General features: G+C 70.3%; 18 protein-coding genes and 1 other RNA gene. 7 read left to right on the top strand and 12 right to left on the bottom strand.

Features of this window, described 5'->3' with window-relative positions:
- Window positions 1-13: 13 nt before the first annotated feature.
- Both CJZ98_RS09455 and CJZ98_RS09450 read right to left on the bottom strand, forming a co-directional pair.
- A complete protein-coding gene (locus CJZ98_RS09455; RefSeq protein ID WP_390625513.1) occupies window positions 14-517 on the bottom strand; it encodes a hypothetical protein in 504 nt (167 codons plus the stop codon).
- 110 nt (window positions 518-627) lie between these two features.
- Window positions 628-957 (bottom strand): nucleoside triphosphate pyrophosphohydrolase family protein, encoded by a 330-nt coding sequence (locus CJZ98_RS09450; protein WP_094590709.1) that lies wholly within the window; start codon window positions 955-957, stop codon window positions 628-630.
- A 60-nt stretch (window positions 958-1,017) separates the two neighbouring features.
- Here CJZ98_RS09450 and pyk point away from each other — a divergent pair, with 60 nt between their 5' ends.
- From pyk to ftsH, 4 genes are all read left to right on the top strand, one after another.
- Window positions 1,018-2,802, top strand: a complete 1,785-nt coding sequence (pyk, locus tag CJZ98_RS09445) for a pyruvate kinase (RefSeq protein WP_094590707.1) — start codon at window positions 1,018-1,020, stop codon at window positions 2,800-2,802.
- 55 nt (window positions 2,803-2,857) lie between these two features.
- Window positions 2,858-4,087: an ABC transporter permease gene (locus tag CJZ98_RS09440; RefSeq protein ID WP_094590705.1), complete on the top strand. Its 1,230-nt coding sequence runs from the start codon at window positions 2,858-2,860 to the stop codon at window positions 4,085-4,087.
- Window positions 4,088-4,228: 141 nt separating this feature from the next.
- On the top strand, window positions 4,229-4,612 hold the full coding sequence (locus CJZ98_RS09435; protein WP_094590703.1) for a DUF1830 domain-containing protein: 384 nt from the start codon (window positions 4,229-4,231) through the stop codon (window positions 4,610-4,612).
- 153 nt (window positions 4,613-4,765) lie between these two features.
- Window positions 4,766-6,724: an ATP-dependent zinc metalloprotease FtsH gene (ftsH, locus tag CJZ98_RS09430; protein ID WP_094590701.1), complete on the top strand. Its 1,959-nt coding sequence runs from the start codon at window positions 4,766-4,768 to the stop codon at window positions 6,722-6,724.
- Window positions 6,725-6,800: 76 nt separating this feature from the next.
- Here ftsH and CJZ98_RS09425 read toward each other — a convergent pair whose 3' ends face one another.
- Both CJZ98_RS09425 and clpP read right to left on the bottom strand, forming a co-directional pair.
- On the bottom strand, window positions 6,801-6,971 hold the full coding sequence (locus CJZ98_RS09425) for a DUF2256 domain-containing protein (RefSeq protein WP_094590699.1): 171 nt from the start codon (window positions 6,969-6,971) through the stop codon (window positions 6,801-6,803).
- Window positions 6,971-7,561 (bottom strand): ATP-dependent Clp endopeptidase proteolytic subunit ClpP, encoded by a 591-nt coding sequence (gene clpP / locus CJZ98_RS09420; RefSeq protein ID WP_094590760.1) that lies wholly within the window; start codon window positions 7,559-7,561, stop codon window positions 6,971-6,973. Before clpP ends, CJZ98_RS09425 begins: the two co-directional genes overlap by 1 nt.
- Window positions 7,562-7,669: 108 nt before the next feature.
- On the opposite strand from clpP, the gene psb29 reads away from it, so the two are divergent.
- Window positions 7,670-8,413, top strand: a complete 744-nt coding sequence (psb29, locus tag CJZ98_RS09415) for a photosystem II biogenesis protein Psp29 (protein ID WP_094590697.1) — start codon at window positions 7,670-7,672, stop codon at window positions 8,411-8,413.
- Window positions 8,414-8,449: 36 nt separating this feature from the next.
- On the opposite strand, the gene CJZ98_RS09410 is transcribed toward psb29, so the two are convergent.
- The 4 genes from CJZ98_RS09410 to petN form a co-directional block, all read right to left on the bottom strand.
- The gene (locus tag CJZ98_RS09410) at window positions 8,450-9,859 is read right to left on the bottom strand and encodes a hypothetical protein (protein WP_094590695.1); all 1,410 of its coding nucleotides are present in this window, start codon (window positions 9,857-9,859) and stop codon (window positions 8,450-8,452) included.
- Entirely contained in the window at window positions 9,856-11,046 is a 1,191-nt protein-coding gene (locus CJZ98_RS09405; RefSeq protein WP_315855797.1) for a CofH family radical SAM protein, read from the bottom strand. Before CJZ98_RS09405 ends, CJZ98_RS09410 begins: the two co-directional genes overlap by 4 nt.
- Before the next feature lie 143 nt (window positions 11,047-11,189).
- Window positions 11,190-11,339, bottom strand: a complete 150-nt coding sequence (locus CJZ98_RS18295) for a hypothetical protein (protein ID WP_157910943.1) — start codon at window positions 11,337-11,339, stop codon at window positions 11,190-11,192.
- A 12-nt stretch (window positions 11,340-11,351) separates the two neighbouring features.
- Window positions 11,352-11,453 carry a cytochrome b6-f complex subunit PetN gene (gene petN, locus CJZ98_RS09400; RefSeq protein WP_094590690.1) on the bottom strand — a complete coding sequence of 34 codons (102 nt, stop codon included), beginning with the start codon at window positions 11,451-11,453 and terminating at the stop codon, window positions 11,352-11,354.
- An 85-nt stretch (window positions 11,454-11,538) separates the two neighbouring features.
- On the opposite strand from petN, the gene clpS reads away from it, so the two are divergent.
- On the top strand, window positions 11,539-11,850 hold the full coding sequence (gene clpS, locus CJZ98_RS09395; RefSeq protein ID WP_094590688.1) for an ATP-dependent Clp protease adapter ClpS: 312 nt from the start codon (window positions 11,539-11,541) through the stop codon (window positions 11,848-11,850).
- 9 nt (window positions 11,851-11,859) lie between these two features.
- Here clpS and CJZ98_RS18800 read toward each other — a convergent pair whose 3' ends face one another.
- A complete protein-coding gene (locus CJZ98_RS18800) occupies window positions 11,860-12,186 on the bottom strand; it encodes a hypothetical protein (RefSeq protein WP_198537647.1) in 327 nt (108 codons plus the stop codon).
- A gap of 71 nt (window positions 12,187-12,257) precedes the next feature.
- Here CJZ98_RS18800 and CJZ98_RS09385 point away from each other — a divergent pair, with 71 nt between their 5' ends.
- Window positions 12,258-12,539, top strand: a complete 282-nt coding sequence (locus CJZ98_RS09385; RefSeq protein WP_094590686.1) for a DUF2103 domain-containing protein — start codon at window positions 12,258-12,260, stop codon at window positions 12,537-12,539.
- 15 nt (window positions 12,540-12,554) lie between these two features.
- On the opposite strand, the gene CJZ98_RS09380 is transcribed toward CJZ98_RS09385, so the two are convergent.
- The 3 genes from CJZ98_RS09380 to CJZ98_RS09370 form a co-directional block, all read right to left on the bottom strand.
- Window positions 12,555-13,133: a hypothetical protein gene (locus tag CJZ98_RS09380; protein ID WP_094590684.1), complete on the bottom strand. Its 579-nt coding sequence runs from the start codon at window positions 13,131-13,133 to the stop codon at window positions 12,555-12,557.
- Window positions 13,134-13,163: 30 nt separating this feature from the next.
- Window positions 13,164-13,346: non-coding RNA, 6S RNA (ssrS, locus tag CJZ98_RS09375), on the bottom strand.
- 14 nt (window positions 13,347-13,360) lie between these two features.
- Entirely contained in the window at window positions 13,361-14,668 is a 1,308-nt protein-coding gene (locus tag CJZ98_RS09370) for a 5-(carboxyamino)imidazole ribonucleotide synthase (protein WP_232756361.1), read from the bottom strand.
- Window positions 14,669-14,699 lie beyond the last annotated feature (31 nt).

The following is a 14,699-nucleotide window of genomic DNA, read 5'->3' as shown; positions in this document are numbered from 1 at the left end:
GGGGGCTGCTGGACTAATTCAAGCCCGCCACATCCAGCTCCAGGGGCAGGAGTTCATCGTCCAGCCCGGCCCGGGTGCGCACCGGTGCATTGAAGCCGCGGGCCTTGACGTTGGAGAAGGTGAAAGGCCCCGGGGTACCGGCCGGCACCGCCAGCCGCAGGGCAAACGGGGAGCGGCCGGGGGGCACATCGCCGATCGATCCCACCCGGGAGCGGTTCTGCAGCACCGGCTCACCGCTGGCATCGAGGATCTGGGCGAACACATCGGTGTCGACCACGGGCTTCTTGCCCGGGTTGGTCACCACCCCACGCAGGGCATAGCAACTGGCCCCGCTGGGGCGTCGCAGCTGGGGCTGGGCCCCCACGTCCTCGGAGGGGCAGGGCTCCAGGCTCACCTCACTCACCACCAGGGTGGCCGCCCAGGCGGGCGCGGCGCCTGCCAGCAGGGAGCCGCCGCCGAACACCAGCGCGAGCACCAGGGGGAGCAGCGCAGACAGCAGGGCGCGGGACAGACGCAGCGTGGGCAAGCCCCAGACGAGGCGCCGTGCAAGCCGCTGACGCCCGGGGGAGGGCCAGGGCCACCGGCGCAACCACGACGACCACTCCGCTGCCCCCGGCACTGCCCCTCTCATCGCTGATCGCCACTGCCTGCGATCACGTTACGGGCGGCGCGGCTGGCGAGTTTGGCCAGATTGGCCGCGCCGATCTCCTCCAGCTCGAAGCCGAGCTCGCTGGCCAGCTGGGCCACGTACCAGAGCACATCGCCCAGCTCCAGCTTCAGGGCTTCCCGCACCTCCGGCGAGAACACACCGCCGCTGTCGCGCAGCACCTTCTTCACCTTGTCGGCCACTTCACCGGACTCGCCGCAGAGCCCCAGGGTTGGATAGATGGGATTGCTGCCCACATCCGGGTACTTGGCTGTGCGGCGAGCTCCCTGCTGATAGGTGTTCAAATCCATTGGGACAACAGGGTTGGTGGGCCCCGATGGTAGGGTCGGCCCCAACTTTGGCCCCGCCGAATGGCCCTGCCCGATCTCACGCGTCGCACCAAGATCGTGGCCACCATCGGCCCTGCCACGGAATCTCCCGAGAAGCTGCGCGACCTGATCGAGGCCGGCGCCACCACCTTCCGTCTCAACTTCTCCCACGGCGACCACAGCGAGCACGCCGCCCGCATTGCCACGATCCGCCAGGTGGGCCACGAACTGGGCATCGATGTGGGCATCCTGCAGGACCTGCAGGGCCCCAAGATCCGCCTGGGCCGCTTCAAGGACGGCCCGATCACCCTGGCCAAGGGCGATGCCTTCACGCTCACCTCACGGAGCGTGGAGTGCAACCAGGAGATCGCCACCGTCACCTACGACAAGCTGGCCGATGAGGTGCTGCCCGGCAGCCGCATCCTGCTGGATGACGGCCGGGTGGAGATGGTGGTCGAGCGGGTCGACATCGCCCAGCAGACCCTGTACTGCTCCGTGACGGTGGGCGGGGTGCTCTCCAACAACAAGGGGGTCAACTTCCCTGACGTGCAGCTCTCGATCCGGGCCCTCACCGACAAGGACCGCACCGACCTGGCCTTCGGGCTGCAGCACGGGGTGGACTGGGTGGCGCTCAGCTTCGTGCGCAACCCCTCCGACATGCAGGAGATCAAGGAGCTGATCCGCAGCCACGGCTACAACACGCCGGTGGTGGCCAAGATCGAGAAGTTCGAGGCCATCGATCAGATCGACGCGATCCTGCCCCTCTGCGACGGCGTGATGGTGGCCCGTGGCGACCTCGGCGTGGAAATGCCAGCTGAGGAGGTTCCACTTCTCCAGAAGGAACTGATCCGCAAGGCCAACAACCTGGGCATTCCGGTGATCACTGCCACCCAGATGCTGGATTCGATGGTGAGCTGCCCCCGTCCCACCCGTGCCGAGGTGAGCGACGTGGCCAACGCCATCCTTGATGGCACCGACGCCGTGATGCTCTCCAACGAGAGCGCCGTGGGCGACTTCCCGGTGGAGGCGGTGGCCACCATGAGCCAGATCGCCCGCCGCATCGAGCGCGACTACCCGCGCCGCTCGGTGGAAACCCATCTGGCCTCCACCATCCCCAACGCCATCAGCCAGGCCGTGAGCGCCATCGCCCGCCAGCTGGAGGCCTCGGCGATCCTCACCCTCACCAAGAGCGGCGCCACGGCTCGCAACGTCAGCAAGTTCCGTCCCTCCACCCCAATCCTGGCGATCACCAGCGAGGTGGATGTGGCCCGGCGTCTGCAGCTGGTCTGGGGCGTGAACACCCTGCTGGTGCACCAGGAGCACTCCGCCACCAGCACCTTCACGATCGCCATGGGCGTAGCCCAGGACCTGGGCGTGCTGAGCGAGGGCGACCTGGTGGTGCAGACCGCCGGCACCCTGGCCGGAGTGAGCGGCTCCACCGATCTGGTGAAGGTGGGCATCGTGAGTGCCGTGCTGGGCCGGGGCCTGGGCATCGGCAACGGCTCGGTGAGCGGCCGGGTGCGGCTGGCCACCACGGCCGCCGAGGCCGACGGCCTCGAGAGTGGTGAGATCCTGGTGGTGCGCGACACCGACGCCGACTACCTCGACGCGATCCGCCGGGCCAAGGGTGTGATCGCCGAGGCCGAGGGTTCAGGCAGCCACGCGGCCACCATCGCCGAACGCCTGGGCGTGCCGGTGATCGTGGGGGTGGCCAACGCCACCACCGAGCTCCGCCTCGGCGAGATGGTGACCTTGGAGCTGCGGGAGGGGGTGGTGCACCGCGGCGCCCGCAATCACACCGTGGCCTCCGCCGGCTCGCTGGGCTGATGCAGATCCGCCAGGATCACCCAGCCAACCTCTGATCGAGCGGAGCCGCACCACCATGGCCGCCAAGCTGCCCCTGCGTGAAACCGTGGGGATGGCCCTGCACACGCTGCGCACCAACCGGCTGCGCAGCCTGCTGACGATGCTCGGCATCGTGATCGGCAACGCCTCGGTGATCACCCTGGTGGGGGTGGGCAAGGGGGCCCAGAACCTGGCGGAGGGGCAGCTCAACACCCTCGGCGCCAACGTGCTGTTCGTGGTGCCGGGCAACAACGACACCCGCCGCCAGGGCATCGACTCCCCCAAGACCCTGGTGCTGCAGGACGCCGAGGCCATCGCCGAGCAGGTGCCGAGCGTGCGGCGGGTGGCACCCCAGATCACGATCAACGCGGTGGTTCAGGCTGGATCCCGCAGTCAGAGCAGCTCGGTGTCGGGCATCACGCCCGACTTCCTGACGGTGCGGCGCTTCGAGGTGGCCCAGGGCCGCTTCTTCAACCAGCGCGACATGGACTCGGCCCGCAATGTGGTGGTGGTGGGCCCGGACCTGGCCAGCAAGCTGCAGCCGGTGGGCTCGATCCTGGGCCGCAACCTGCGCATCCGCGACCAGGGTTTCGAGGTGATCGGCGTGCTGCGGCCCAAGGGGGCCGTCTTCGGCTCCAACCAGGACGAGATCGCCTACATCCCCCTCACCACGATGGTGAGCAAGCTGAGCGGCCGCGATCCCACCTACGGGGTGAGCCTCAGCTTCATCAGCGTGGAGGCCCGCGATGAGGCCAGCACCGGGGCCGCCAAGTTCCAGATCACCAACCTGCTGCGCCAGCGGCACCGCATCCTGCGGGACGACGACTTCGCCGTTCGTTCCCAGAAGGACGCCCTCTCGATCGTGGGCACGATCACCGGGGGCCTGACCCTGATGCTCGCGGCCATCGGCGCCATCTCCCTGCTGGTGGGCGGGATCGGCATCATGAACATCATGTTGGTGTCGGTGAGTGAGCGCACCGAGGAGATCGGCCTGCGCAAGGCCGTGGGTGCCCGCAGCAGCGACGTGCTGGCCCAGTTTCTGGTGGAGTCGCTGGTGCTGGCCAGCCTGGGGGGTCTGATCGGCAGTGCCCTGGGCCTCTCAGCGATCACGGCGGTGGCCCGCTTCTCCCCCCTGCCGGCCGCCATCGGCGCCGACAGCGTGCTCATCACCGTGGGGCTCTCGGGCTCGATCGGCCTGATTTTCGGGGTGCTGCCGGCACGCCGGGCCGCCCGGCTGGATCCGATCGCTGCCCTGCGCAGCCTCTGAGCAGCCGATGGGTCCCTGGGGGGCGGCGCTGCCAAGGCCCGATCCAGGAAGAAACCCTTAAGAACGTCAATCCGTGTCGAAAGCCACCAATCCACTCGGGCGGCGGTGGCTTGATAGGTCGAGATGTTGAGGTATCGAACCTTGGGCCTGCTCTCCTGCGGCTACCGCAATGGCACTGATCGCATGGTGATCGTGCGTTGCCTCGGCCCCGAGGAGTTCTTCCTCGAGCGGGTGGTGTTCCCGTTTGAGCTGCTGAGTTTCCTGGCACCGCGGGAAACGGTTGTGCAGATCTGGACCCACGGCCTCGGGGGAGCTGAGCTGTTGGAAAGCCTCAACGCGGCTGAACTCGGGGAGGAGCAGGAACTCGATCCAGAGCCTGAGGCTGCCCAGGAGCCCGACGCCAGGACGGAGGGGACCGCCAGATCCACGGCGGGGCGGGGCGGCGAATCAGGCGGTCTCGGTCTGGCCCCCGAGCCCGCTGGCTGCCGTTCACTGGAGCCGGCCCGCTGGCTGCACGCCGGCTGAGCCAGCACGGCGGTGCCTCAAGGGCGCTTCGCTTGCCGAACCGCTCCCCCTTAGACGGCCCAGAATGGGAGAGAACACGTGGGCTCGAAGCTCCCGCCCCAGCAGACGGGAGCTTTACACTTGTTAAACATCCCTCAGGATTCCGTCCCCGCCATGAATCAGCGCTGGCGCACCATCGCCCTCTGGGTCCTCCCGATCGGCGTCGCGTTGTTCCTCGGCTGGCAGGTGCTCGGCAGCGGGCCCAACCGCATCGGCCCCAGCGGCCCCACCGTGGCGCCCCGCAACACCGCCGTGGCCCGCATGAGCTACGGCCGCTTCCTCGACTATGTCGAGGCGGGCCGTGTCACGGCGGTGGATGTGTATGACGGCGGCCGCAGCGCCGTGATCGAGGCCGTGGATCCGGACCTGGACAACCGCGTGCAACGCCTGCGGGTGGACCTGCCCGGCCTGGCCCCTGAGCTGGTGAACAAGCTCAAGACCGAAGGCATCAGCTTCGACGTTCACCCGCCCCGGGCCACCCCGCCGGTGCTCGGCCTGCTCGGCAACCTGCTCTTCCCGCTGCTGCTGATCGGCGCCCTGGTGTTCCTGGCCCGGCGCGGCAGCGGCATGCCCGGCGGTCCCGGCCAGGCGATGGCCTTCGGCAAGACCAAGGCCCGCTTCGCCATGGAGGCTGAAACCGGCGTGAAATTCGACGATGTGGCCGGCGTGGAGGAGGCCAAGCAGGACCTGCAGGAGGTGGTGACCTTCCTCAAGACCCCCGAGCGCTTCACGGCCGTGGGCGCCAAGATCCCCAAGGGCGTGCTGCTGGTGGGCCCCCCGGGCACCGGCAAGACCCTGCTGGCCAAGGCCATCGCCGGTGAAGCCGGCGTGCCCTTCTTCTCCCTCTCGGGCTCCGAGTTCGTGGAGATGTTCGTCGGCGTGGGTGCCAGCCGGGTGCGGGATCTGTTCAAGCGGGCCAAGGAGAACAGCCCCTGCCTGATCTTCATCGACGAAATCGACGCCGTGGGCCGTCAGCGCGGCGCCGGCGTAGGCGGCGGCAACGATGAGCGGGAGCAGACCCTCAACCAGCTCCTCACCGAGATGGACGGCTTCGAGGGCAACAGCGGCATCATCATCATCGCCGCCACCAACCGGGCTGACGTGCTCGATTCGGCCCTGCTGCGTCCAGGCCGCTTCGATCGCCAGGTCATGGTGGACGTGCCCGACATCAAGGGCCGCCTCTCGATCCTCAACGTGCACGCCCGCGACAAGAAGCTGGCAGCGGACGTGAGCCTGGAGGCGATCGCCCGGCGCACCCCCGGCTTCTCCGGCGCCGACCTGGCCAACCTGCTCAACGAGGCGGCGATCCTCACCGCCCGCCGCCGCAAGGAGGCCACCACCCTGGCCGAGATCGATGACGCGGTGGACCGGATCATCGCCGGCATGGAGGGCAAGCCCCTCACCGATGGCCGCAGCAAGCGTCTGATCGCGTACCACGAGGTGGGCCATGCCCTGGTGGGCACCCTGGTGAAGGCCCACGACCCTGTGCAGAAGGTCACCCTCGTTCCGCGCGGCCAGGCCCAGGGCCTCACCTGGTTCTCGCCCGATGAGGAGCAGATGCTCGTGAGCCGCGCCCAGCTGCGGGCCCGGATCATGGGCGCCCTCGGCGGCCGCGCCGCCGAGGATGTGGTGTTCGGCCACGCCGAGGTGACCACCGGCGCCGGCGGCGACATCCAACAGGTGGCCTCGATCGCCCGCCAGATGGTGACCCGCTTCGGCATGAGCGACCTGGGTCAGGTGTCGTTCGAGGCCGGCAACCAGGAGGTGTTCCTGGGCCGCGACCTGATGACCCGCAACGATGGCTCCGACCGCCTGGCCAGCAAGATCGACGACGCCGTGCGCCAGATCGTGCAGACCTGCTACGCCGAGACCGTGAAGCTCGTGGCCGATCACCGCGCCTGCATGGACCGGGTGGTGGAGCTGCTGATCGAGAAGGAGAGCCTCGATGGCGACGAATTCCGCGCCATCGTGGGTGAATTCGCCACGATCCCCGAGAAGGAGCGCTTCTCGCCCTTCCTCACCGAGCTGAGTGTGGAGGCCACTGCTGCCCCCGAGCCCGCCGCAGCTGGCTGAGGCCTGGGGTTTCCAGCCGCCCCCCTGCGGCCGCTTACTGACGAGCCCCCTGGATCCTGCGTGGATCCAGGGGGCTTCAGCGTTGCTGGCGACAGCGATCGGAGCAGTAGGTCACCTGCTCCCACACGGCCTTCCACTTCTTGCGCCACGCGAAAGGCCTGCCGCACACGGGGCAGACCTTGGAGGGGCGCTGGCTGGGGGGCAGGCCCTTGCCGCCGGGACGGGCGTCCGGCTTGCCGCGACCCATCAGACGGGGCGAACGGGGCGCTTGTCGATCACCTTGTCGATCAGGCCGTACTCCACGGCCTCCGCCGGCGACATGAAGAAGTCGCGGTCGGTGTCCTCCTCAATCCGGCTCAGGGGCTGGCCGGTGCGGTCGGCCAGTTCCTGGTTGAGCTTCTTCTTGAGGTAGAGGATCTCGTCGGCCTGGATGCGGATGTCGCTGGCCTGGCCCCGGGCGCCGCCCAGGGGCTGGTGGATCATGATCCGCGAGTGGGTGAGGCTGCTGCGCTTGCCCTTGGCGCCGGCGGCGAGCAGGAAGGCGCCCATGGAGGCGGCGAGGCCCAGGCACACGGTCTGCACATCGGGCTTGATGTGCTGCATCGTGTCGAAGATGCCGAGGCCGTCGTAGACGGAGCCGCCGGGGGAGTTGATGTAGAGGAAGATGTCCTTCTCGGGGTCTTCCGCTTCGAGGAAGAGCAGCTGGGCCACCACCCGGTTGGCCGATTCAGCGGTCACCGGCTCGCCCAGAAAGATGATGCGCTCGCGCAGCAGGCGCGAGTAAATGTCGAACGCGCGCTCTCCCCGGCCCGACTCTTCGATCACGATCGGGATCACGGACACAGACAGGACAGCGGCTGGGTTGGATCCTACTGAGCCCGGCCGCTGCGCGAGCGGCGCCAGCGGCTGCAGCGCTAAGGTCCCAGGACCCTTGAATCCCTCAGCGTGGGCGCCTGTCTCACCGTCGCCGACAGCAAGCGCGCCTTCCACCAGGCCTTTCCCCATGTGATTGCGCCGCTCTACCGCCGACTGGTGGATGAGCTGCTGGTGGAGCTGCACCTGCTCAGCCACCAGAAGGGCTTCCGCCCCGATGGCCTGTTCGCCGTGGGACTCACCCAGGTGTTCGACAGCCTCTCGCGCGGGTACCGCCCGGACGAGCAGAAGGACCCCCTGTTCAAGGCCCTCTGCGGCGCCAACGGCTTCGATGCGGGCGACCTGCGCCGCCAGGCCGACCAGGCGATCGAAGCCGTGGGCCACCACAGCCTGGAAGAGGTGAGCGGCTGGCTGTCCAACCGGGGCGAGGGTGCCCCAGGCCCGATCGCCGAGCTTCTGGGCCAGGTGCAGCGCAGCGACTTCCACTACTCCCGCCTGGTGGCCGTTGGCCTGCTCAGCGTGCTGCAGCGGACCCAGGGCGCCGATGGGCTCGAGCCCCAGGCCCTGCGGGAGGCGGCCCACAGGATCGGGGAGGCGATGGGCCTGCTCAAGGAGCGGGTCGACAAGGACCTGGCCCTCTACGCCGCCAACCTGGAAAAGCTGGCCCAGGCGGTGGAGCTGATGGAGGAAACCCTGGCGGCCGAGCGTCGCCGCCGCCAGCGCCAGGAGGACGCCGCCAACGCCCCCTCGCCTGCCACCGAAGCAGCCGCTCCCCAACCGGCGCCGGCCAGCGACACCCCCGCCCAGGCCAGCTGACCTACGGGCTGTGGCGAGAGCCGCGAATCGCCAGGCTCAGGGGCCCAGTTCCAGGCGGCCCGCCAGACCCAGCTGCGGGTCCTGGGAGCCCCGCCGATCGGCAGGGGCACTGAGGCCCAGCAGCTCCACCTGGGACGCCCGCCGCACCAGCGTGGGCAAGGATTCGGGCAGCAGTCCCAGCCGCGCCAGGGCGGCGGGCCTGAGCCTCAGCCGCAGATCGGCTGAGCTGCCCATTCCGGCCTCGCCAGCCGATCCGGCCGTCAGGGCAGGGGCCGGTCCGAGCGAGAACAGCAGCCGGGGGAGCTGGGCGGACCCGCCGCGGGGGAGGCTCCAGCGCCAGCCGCCCACCACCGTGCCGTCCTCCCGCTCCCAGGTGCTCACCGGCAGGCTGGAGCCTGGGCCCGGCCGCTGCAGCTGCTGACCTGACGCCCCGGACTCCTGCTCCAGCAGACCCTGATCGAGCAGGGCCTTGCGGGTGCGGGCCAGCACCTCCAGCCAGGGGCCTCGGTCGGGGCCGACGGCCAGCTCCAGCTCCAGGCCCGCCTGGAACGGGCCCGTGGGCTGCTGCCGCAGCCGCAGGCGGAAGGGGGTGCGCTGCAGCAGCGGCAGCTGGGCTGGCCCGAGGCCGTAGCGCTGGGCCAGGGGCTCGCGCAGCAGCTGGCTGGCGAGCAGGCCCTGGCTGATCAGCCCCAGGCGACGGCCCTCCAGCTCCAGCACCACCGGGGCCGCCAGCGCTCGGTGCGGGCCAGGGGTGGGCACGGGGGGCGCGGCGCTGAGCAAGCCCGCGGTGGCGCTGGCCTCCCCCTGCCAGAGCAGGGAGGCGCCGCGGCTGTCGAGGCCGAGACAGCCCTGCTGCAGCGCCAGGGCCAGGGGGGCCAGGGGCCCGAGCATCTGGCCCAGGGCCGCCCCGTTCCAGAGCACCGCCTCGCGCTGGCCCAGCAGGGCAATGCAGCGCTGCTCCAGCCCGTGGGGCGCCCGCTGCCGCACCCGCAACTGTTGCTGCAGCAACTGCAGGGCCAGGGGATCGGGGGCCACCACCACCAGGTCGTCGAGACGCACGGCCTGGGCCGGCAGGGGCGAACTGGGGCGGGGCGCCACCAGCTCGGCCGGGAGCACCAGATAGGCGCCCGCATCGGCATGGGCGCCCCAGAACTGCCACCACAGCCGCGGCTGACGCTGCCAGAGCTGCTGGGCCCGCGCCGGGCCCAGGCGCTGGCTCCACAGCTCCGGTGCGGGCTGGCCGCTGGCGGTTCCAAAGCTCTGCAGCAGGGCGGCCGACCCCAACAGACGCTGCAGCCCGGCGGCGTTGCTGCGGGGCTGACGGCGCAGACCGATCAGGGGCAGCACCAGCAACAGGGCCAGGGCCAGGCAGGTGGCGGGCAGGGGCAGCCGCAGCAGGGCGGAGCGCAGCTGGGGGCTGAGGGGCCTGGGCAGGGCAAGGCTCACGCCGGGGCTCCGTAGAGGGTGGTGCGCCGGCGCACCGGCCGGCCGAGCTGAAGCGCGGCGGCCTCCAGTTGCTCCGGGGTCTGGGCGGTGCCCCCCAGGGCTCCAGCCATGCTGGTGATCGATTCCTCCATCAGGGTGCCGCCGAGGTCGTTGCAGCCCCAACGCAGGGCCTCACGGGCGCCGGCGAGGGTGAGCTTCACCCAGCTGGGCTGGTGGTTCACAAACCAGCGCCCCAGCAGCAGGCGCGCCTGGGCCGTGAGCCTGAGCATGGACTGGAGGTCGGGTTGGTCGCGCCCCACCCGCTGCCGCAGCGGCGCCGGGGCATGGGCTCCGACAAAGGGAAGCAGCACGAACTCGGAGAAGCCACGGCGGGAATGCTGCCAGGCGTGCTGTTGCAGGGCCACCAGGGTGAGCAGATGGGCCGCCAGGTCGGCCGGCTGCTCAATGTGACCTGCCATCAGGGTGGCGGTGCTGGCCAGGCCCTCCCGGTGCAACTCGAGCACCACGGCGCACCAGGCCCGGGCGCTGAGTTTTTCGGGGCAGAGCCGCTGCCGCACCCGTTCACTCAGCACCTCGGCGGCGGTACCCGGCACCGACCCCAGCCCAGCGGCCCGCAGCGCGGCGATCACCTGCCGCAGCGGCAGGCCGTCCTGCTCGGCGATGAACAGCAGCTCCTGGGGGGAGAAGGCATGCAGGTGGAGGCCAGGGGCGGCCTCCAGGCAGGCCTCCAGCAGCCGGCTGTAGTAGGCAAGGGCGCTGCCGTCGAGCCGTGCCTCGGGATTGAGACCGCCCTGCAGGCAGAGCTCTGTGGCGCCGACGGCCTGGGCCTGGCGGGCGCGCTCCTGGAGCAGCTCCAGGGAGTGCCAGAAGGCTCCCGGTTCGCCGGCGTCGCGGCGAAAGGCACAGAAGCCGCAGTGCTTCTGGCAGTGGTTGGTGAAGTTGAGGTTGCGATTCACCACGTAGGTGACCGTCTCACCGGCCAGGGCCTGGCGTCTCCGGTCGGCTAGCCGACGCAGGCTGGCCACGGCGGGGGGCTCTGCTCCGGCATCGCTGGTGGGCCCATCGTTGGCGCTGGACGGACAGGCCTGGGCCTGCCAGGTGAGCAGCTCCAGGGCCAGCGGAGCTGCCTGGGAGGGTCCGGCAGGTTGGGCACGACGGGGATCCAGCAGGTGATCCAGACGTTCCACCAGGCTCTGCAGGCCAGCCTCTGGATCGCCGTCGGGCGCAGCAGCGCAGACCTCCGCAGTCAGCGTTCCCGGTTCGGGAGGGGGGACCAGTAGGTCTGCAGCAAGACTCCAGGACCAGTCCGCCAGGGCTGCGGGCCGGCCGCTCACCGCTTGGAGGACCCGGCCGCCTGACGCCGCCGCCGGTCGCGCCATTCAACGGTGGAGAGATAGAGCACGCCACCGCTCACGAACACCAGAAGCACGGTGGCGACGATGGCGAGCAGGTTGGTGGCCGGAAGGGGCAGGTCAACCAAGGGCCAGGCAGCTCAGAAGTTGACGGAGCCGTCGCCGTTGCGGCCCCACACCACCATGGCGATCGAGAAGCTGAACAGAGCGGCCAGAGAGGCCCATCCCAGCGTGATCAACATGGGGCGAATCGGTCGTGCAGGCGCACTGTAGACCTCTAACCTCAGTCGAGCGCCCGATCACCCGTTCGCTTTCGCCCCTTCCGCCATGGCTGCGGTCCGCCCCTCCGCCACCCTGTCCAGCCCCCAGCAGGTGCTCGATCGGCAGGGCCTGCGCCAGCCCTATCCGAATGGGCGCGTGATCGTCCTCGACGATGACATCAACACCTTCCAGCACGTGGTGGAGTGCCTGGTGCGCATCATCCCGGCGATGACGCCCGATCGGGCCTGGGAACTGGCCCACCGCATCGACGGCAGCGGCTCCGCCGAGGTGTGGAGCGGTCCGCTGGAGCAGGCGGAGCTCTACCACCAGCAACTGGGGGCCGAGGGCCTCACCATGGCGCCGCTGGAGCGGGGCTAGGCCGCGCGATCAATCCCCATCCAGCGAACCTGGACCTGACGCTGGCCTGGCTTCTGGCTCCGGCGTCAGCCGAGCGCCCACGGTGCGCCGCACCAGGACGAACAGCTCGCGGGTGCGCAGCCCCTGCCCCTGGGCCTCGCGCACGAAGCTGAGGATGCGGCCGGAGCTCACCGCCAGGCCCCGAACCCGCCCGCGGCTCTCCGGCCTCACGCTCACCACGGCAGCGGGAACACCGAGGGCTTCGCTGAGTTCACGGGTCAGAACCTGGCGGGAGGGCACACTGCCGCCGTCCGACTGGGTCCCAGCGTCTGGAGGAGCTGGCGGGTCCACGGCCATGGGGCGGGCCAGAGGGACATGATTCTTAGCAGAACTTCCTAGGATTGGACGTCACAGATCCGGGAGTGGCGATGGGGCGGCTGGTGATCACCCACAGCACCTACCTGGAGGGCCTGATCCCTGTGCTGCGCCGCCTCGCCGAGAACCGCGCCATCGACACGGTCACACCGGCTGTGATCAGCCGGGTGCGGGGCCGGGCGCCGGAGCTGCGGCTGCGGGTGTCCACGCCGATCACGGGGGGCTGGAAAGTACTGGCCCGGCGCGGCTCCAGCGCCCAGGAAGTGTTCGTGGTCACGGCGCTGGAGCAGGCAGGGCTGCAGGGGCTGATCGAGATCTGCCTGGCGACGACCTAGATCGGCCCTGCAGGTTCAGGCGCGGAACTGCTCCCAGGCCTCGAGCAGGGCATACGCGGCCTTCTTGCGGATCCACTGCTCCGGTTCGCCGCCGTTGTCGGGATGCCAGTGGTGCAGCTGCCGCCGCCAGGTGGCCCGGATCACAACCCAGTCGGCGCCGGGGCTGACCCCCAGCTCCTGGCACGCCTGCACGTAGCGGTCCCCTGCGGCGGGCGCGGCGGCGGCGTGGGGCGCTGGCGCGGCCACCGGGGATACCGGGGGCTTCCCTGCCGCTGCCGCGCTGGATCGGGCTGGAGCGGAGTGGAGCTCGGAGGGACTTTCCGCCTGGTACCGCCGGGGTCCGGACCCGGACAGCCGGTACGGCGGGCCGATGCTGCGCAGCAGAAACACAAGCCCCACCCCCGCGAACACCGCCGGGGACCACAGCATGCGCAGGCTGTCGCGGGCCAGTAGCAGGTCACCCTGGCGGCGGGCCTGCTCGGAGTGGAGGAGCAGGGCCAGGGCCAGCAGGGCACCGAGAGCCAGGCTGACCATGCCATTGCGGACGGCCCGCAGTCGCCGGCCGGCCTGGGAACGGGGCGGGCGGCTCTGCATGGAGGGCGGCGAGCAGCGCGAGCCAGAAAGGGGTGGACCACCGTGCCGTTCTGCCCCAGATTCCGACCTGGATAAACCAGAAGGGGCGTCAGAGCGGGGTTCCGTTTCCGGCTACAGGGCCGGTTTACGTTGCCGTCGCGACAGACACCCCAAGTCGAAAAGGGAGTCAGATCAGAAAACTGTAGAAGGCAGTCACCAACACAGCAGTCCGGGATCAGCCTAAGCCCTCAGGAGGGTGGAAGCGGCCAGATCGCCCGCACATCGGCCAGCCGGGCCATCGCTTCCTGCTCCCGCTCGGGCCCGCGGCGCTCGTGCAGCAGCAGGGTCAGGTGGCCGAGCTTGCGCCCCAGGGACGAGCCGCGCTTGCCGTACCAGTGGAGGTGGGCCTGGGGCAGGGCTGCCAGGGCCTGGCGCTGGGGCAGGTAGTCGCTGTCGTCACTGTCCTGGTAACCCAGCAGGTTCACCATCAGGGCGCCGGCGGCACTCAGCTCCGGCTGCAGGGCCGTCTGGCCAGACACCAACTGCAGCTGCAGCGCGAACTGGCTGAGGCTGCAGGCCTCGATCGAGTAGTGGCCGGAGTTGTGGGTGCGGGGCGCCAGCTCGTTCACCTGCAACCCCGCCGGCCCGTAGAAGAACTCGATCGAGAGCACACCCACGTAATCGAGGGCGGTGAGCAGGGAGGCGGCGATGTTGCGGGCGGCCTGCTCCAAGGCGTGGCTGGCCTGGGCCGGCACCAGCACCCAGTCGCACACCTGCTGGTGCTGGTGGGTCTTGGCCAGGGGGAACCACACCACCGCCCCGACGCGATCGCGGCCGGCCACCAGGGCCAGCTCCTGCTCGAAGGCCACGAACTCCTCCAGGATCCAGTCCTGGGGCTGGACGCGCTGCAGCAGGTCCTCGAGCTCCTCGGCGCAGCGCAACACCTGGGTGCCCTTGCCGTCGTAGCCACCGGTGGCCGCCTTTGCCACCACGGGAAAGGCCCAGCCTGACGGCAAGGCCCAGACCCGGTCGGAGGCCCCAGCCGCGGAATCCGCCGCGGCGCCGGCCAGGGCCCCGTCGCCGGAGTTCTCGGCCGCGATCCTGCTCTGGTCGGTCTCGGGGGCCTGCTCCGGCGACTGCAGCAGCTGGTCCAGCGGCAGCCAGCGGGGGGAAGGCAGGTGCAGGCGATCGAGCAGCTCCCGCTGGCTGCGCTTGCACACCAGCGGCCGCAGGGCCTCCAGGCTGGGCACGAACTGCACGCCGTCGGCGGCCAGGGGCGCCAGGGCCTCCAGATCCACCCACTCATTCTCGAAGCTGATGGCGCTGCAGCGCCGCGCCAGCTCCCGGGTGCCGGCGGCATCGCGGATGCCGGCGCTCACCACGCTGCTGGCCAGCCGTACGGCCGGGTCGTGGTCAGCGGGGGTCTGCACGTGCAGGGCGGCGCCGCGGGCGCGGGCGGCCTCGGCGAGCATCCAGGCCAGCTGGCCGCCGCCCACGATGCCGATGGCGGGGCCGGCCTCAGCCGCAGGGATGAAGGCAGGGGAGATCGTGCTCACCAGATCCAGCCGGCACTGCGGACCAATCGGC

The organism is Vulcanococcus limneticus LL (genome assembly GCF_002252705.1).
In the GTDB taxonomy this organism is placed as follows: Bacteria; Cyanobacteriota; Cyanobacteriia; order PCC-6307; family Cyanobiaceae; genus Vulcanococcus; species Vulcanococcus limneticus.
The sequence above is the reverse complement of the archived record's forward strand: the minus strand, read 5'-3'. Positions and strand labels throughout refer to the sequence as shown.